Origin of the sequence: Mesorhizobium sp. M2A.F.Ca.ET.067.02.1.1 (assembly GCF_004023285.1) — a bacterium.
GTDB lineage: Bacteria > Pseudomonadota > Alphaproteobacteria > Rhizobiales > Rhizobiaceae > Mesorhizobium.
On the sequence record NZ_RZSB01000730.1, the window covers coordinates 1 to 3,039 of the forward strand.

The 3,039-nt window shown below is 63.4% G+C and carries 2 protein-coding genes and 1 pseudogene; all 3 read right to left on the reverse strand.

From position 1 onward, the window contains the following. Window positions 1–63: 63 nt before the first annotated feature. A pseudogene (locus EOA28_RS30825) lies at window positions 64–1,132 on the reverse strand (ABC transporter substrate-binding protein). A gap of 27 nt (window positions 1,133–1,159) precedes the next feature. Continuing rightward, on the reverse strand, window positions 1,160–1,978 hold the full coding sequence (locus EOA28_RS30830; protein WP_127253308.1) for an ABC transporter permease: 819 nt from the start codon (window positions 1,976–1,978) through the stop codon (window positions 1,160–1,162). Beyond that, complete coding sequence (locus EOA28_RS30835; protein ID WP_127386105.1) at window positions 1,975–2,862, reverse strand: ABC transporter permease; 888 nt, start codon at window positions 2,860–2,862, stop codon at window positions 1,975–1,977. Before EOA28_RS30835 ends, EOA28_RS30830 begins: the two co-directional genes overlap by 4 nt. Window positions 2,863–3,039 lie beyond the last annotated feature (177 nt).

A 3,039-nucleotide genomic window follows, 5' to 3' on the forward strand; every position in this document is an offset into this window, starting at 1 on the left:
CTATACGGGGAGAGGATGCCGGCAGGCAGGTGAGGGGCAGCGCAAACTTTGGCAATTGATCGCTCAACCGCCGGCCTTCACCTTCTCGAACATCTTGGCCATATCGTCATTCTGCTTCATCGGGCCAGTGAAGATCGTGCTCTTCAGCATCACGTCCGGATCGGCCGGCAGTTGCAGCTTGTCCAGCTCTTCCTTTGACACGCCGGCGAAGGCGGTCGAGAGCGAGCTGCCATAGCCGTAGGACTGGATCAGGAACTTGCCGGAGTCGGCGTCGAGCCGGCTGTTGATGAAGTCATAGGCGAGATCGACGTTCTTGGCGTCCTTGAGCATGACGAAGCCGCAGGTCCAGGTCAGCATGCCCTCCTTCGGCTTCATGAACTCGACCGGCACGCCCTGCTTCTTCAGCGAGGTGGCCGACGCGTTCCAGGTCATGGCGGCGACCAGCTGGCCGCTGGCCAGCGCCTGCTCCACCGAGGTCATGTCGGTGGTGTAGCTGGAGAGCAGCGGCCGCTGCTCGCGCAGTTTTGCCGCCACCTTGTCCATCTGGTCCGGCGTCATGTCGAAGGGGTTCACGCCGGCGAGAAGTGCTGCGACGATCGGCGTGTCGTGCACCGCGTCGATGGTCGCCATGCGGCCGGCATATTGCTTGTCCCACAGGAGGTTCCAGCTTGCCTCCGGGTTCTTCACCAGATCGGTGCGGTAGAGGATCGAGGTGTTGCCCCAGTCCCACGGCACCATCCAGACCTTGCCGTCGCCCGCCTGCAGATCGGGTAGGTTCTTGAACACCGGGAAGACCGAATCCCAGTTCTTGATGCGCTTGGTGTCGATCGGCTGCAGCAGGCCCTCCTTGTTCCAGCGCGCCACCTTGTCGTAGCAGGGATGCGCGATGTCGGGCCGGAAGCCGGCCTTGACCTTGGTGAAGGCATCGTCGTCGTCGCCGAAGATCGTCGCCTCGACGCCATCGGGATGCGCGGCGAGGAAGCTCTTGTTGAAGTCCGGCAGTTCGTAGCCCGACCAGGTGAAATTGCAGCTTGTCGGCGGCAAAAGCGACCGTCGACGACAGCGCCATGGCCAGGGCCGCGAGACCCGCCAGGGCCTTGCGGCCGGTTGTCGATTTCAGGTGTACTGTCATTTTCGTTCTCCTCTTCTTTGTTGTGCTTCAGGCTGGATTGCGGCGCGCGGCGCCGAGGCCGCGATGGCGCAGGATTTCGGCGGTGCCGGCGATGATGAAGGAGACAGTGAGGATCACCGTTCCCAGCGCCATCACGGTCGGCAGCGAGCGCGGGAAACGCAGCTGGCTCCAGATGTAGAGCGGCAGCGTCGGCTCGGTGCCGGCGAGGAAGAAGACGACGATGAACTCGTCGAAGGAAATCAGGAAAGAAAGCATGAAGGCCGACAGCACGGCGGGCGCGCTGAGCGGCAGCATAACGCGCCGGAACGTCGTCCAGTCGGAAGCGCCGAGATCGAGCGCGGCTTCGCGGATCGTCTTCGGGATGGCGGCGAAGCGGCTGCGCATGACCACGACCGTCGTCGGCAGCGCGACGAGGATATGACCGAGCACGATCGAAACGCGCGAGGGGCCGAGGCCGATGAGGTTGACCACGATCAACAGCGAGATGCCGACGATGACGCCGGGGATCAGGATCGGCAGCCGGGCGATGGCGCTGATGGTCGCCGCCAGCGGCGAGCGGCCGTAGAGGTCCATATAGGAAACGGTGATGCCGCAGAGCGTCGCCCCGCAGGCGGCGATGACGCCGATGACCAGGCTGTTGGCCAAGGCGCCGGACAGCGCCGGATTGCCGTAAAGCGTCTCATACCATTCAAGCGTGAAGCCCTGCAGCGGGAACGCGGCCTGGATCGAGTTGTTGAAGGAAAACAGCGGGATCAAAAGCACCGGCAAATAGAGGAAGACGAGATAGGCAAGCACATAGAGGCCGAGCCAGCCGCCGCCTGCGTTGGTATCTCCCCGCGCGCTCATGTGCGGCTGCCGAACCGGCGGTCGGCGCCGCGCGCGACGAGCACCACGCACAGGATGACCAGCATGACGCAGACCGAGAGCGCGGCGCCGAACGGCCAGTCATTGGCCTTGCCGAACTGCGACTGGATCAGCGTGCCGATCATCGTGCTGGCCGGGCCGCCCACCATGGCCGGCGTGACATAGTCGCCGACCGTCGGCACGAAGACGACGAGCGCCGCCGCCAGCACGCCCGGCATGGAATTGGGCAGCACGACGCGGCGGAAGCTGGTGAAGGGTCGCGCGCCGAGATCGGAAGCGGCTTCGAGCAGGGATTTCGGGATCGTGTCCAGCGCCACATAGATCGGCAGGATAGCGAAGGGCGCGTAGGCGTGGGCGAGCGTGACGACCACTGCGGCCGGCGTGTTGAGGAAGGCCAGCGTGGGCTCCTTCCAGAGGCCGGTCTCGATGAAGGCGGAATTCAGCACGCCATTATAGGCGAGCACGATCTTCCAGGCGAAGACGCGCAAGAGGTAGCTGGTCCAGAACGGCAGCGTGACCAGGAAAAGCAAAAGGTTGCCGCGGCGGCCGGCATGGAAGGCGAGATAGTAGGCGACCGGATAGGCGGTGACGACGGTCGCCAGTGTCACCAGGCCGGCAATGACCAGCGAGCGCAGCGTCACCGTCCAGTAGAGCGGATCGGTGGCGACGGTAATGAAATTTTGCGCCGTCAGGCCAACGCCGAGCAGCGAGCCGTCATTCCCCCTGAAGGCGAGGAAGACCACGAGGCCGAGCGCGAACAGGATGAGGAAGAATGTGACCAATCCGCCCGGCAGCAGCATGGCGAAGCGGAACACCGGCGAGATGCGGTTTTCCGGCAAGGGCCTTGTTGCAACGATGGTCGACATTTTCCTATTGGGCTGCCCATCGGTATTCTGAAATCGCTTAATGTTTTTTCATATTCATGAAACTGTCAAGCCGAATCGCTTGTGCGCCGCAGGCGTTTCGCTCAGCGCTCGAAGGCATCGAGCATCCGATACCAGGTGATTGCCGCGGCAACACCGATCTGGCGAAAGGCGTGGAAC